Genomic DNA, 676 nt, shown 5'->3' on the forward strand with positions numbered 1-676 from the left:
CCCAGCGGGCGACGCGGGCCGCGGCGGCCAGACCGGAGCGCGCCATTCTGGCCAGCTCCGCCGGGGCCGGCGTGCCCTCCGGAGGGCGTGGCGCGGGGCGGCGCGAGCGCCGCTGGTTCATCGCTGTGGGGGCGGCGGCCAGGGGTCGCGGGCGGACGATTCGGAGCCTGGAGTCGCGCGGGATACGGGACGTCACGAGTGCAGTCTTCCTGTTGACGGTCCGAAAACCCAAACGGAATGCCGACGGCGGTGCCGGGACGGCCGGCGCCCCGACCCCGGACGCGGTCGGGGGAGGGATTCAGGCCACTGGTACGACCCTAAACGGAATCCTCGGCACCGGCTGTCCGGCGCTTCCTCCGCGCGGTCACATCAGAGGTGTGAGGGAGCGTCGCAGCGCCTCCTCGTAGGCCTCCGGGTCGGCGTTCCACATCGCCCCGTGCGGGGCGCCCCTGACGGTGTGCAGGGCGATGGTGTCGGGGTGGTCGGCGGCGAGGCGGCGGGAGAACCGCCAGGGCGCCACCGTGTCGTCGGGGCCGTGGAAGATCCGCGTGGGGACCGCGATCCGGTCCAGGTGGAGGGCGCCGGGCCCGCGGTCGCCGTACAGGCCGGTGCGGCCCTGGGCGGCGCGGACCGCGAGCGGCAGCAGCGCGCCCGGGGTGTGCCGGGCCGCGGCGAG

At 76.3% G+C, this 676-nt stretch carries 2 pseudogenes; both read right to left on the minus strand.

What is annotated here, in order from left to right:
- Nucleotides 1-196: pseudogene (locus B7767_RS48950) on the minus strand (hypothetical protein); the annotation flags it as partial.
- A 168-nt stretch (nucleotides 197-364) separates the two neighbouring features.
- Nucleotides 365-676 (minus strand): annotated as a pseudogene (locus B7767_RS42310) (hypothetical protein); the annotation flags it as partial.

Source organism: Streptomyces sp. 13-12-16, assembly GCF_002114215.1.
Taxonomy (GTDB): domain Bacteria; phylum Actinomycetota; class Actinomycetes; order Streptomycetales; family Streptomycetaceae; genus Streptomyces.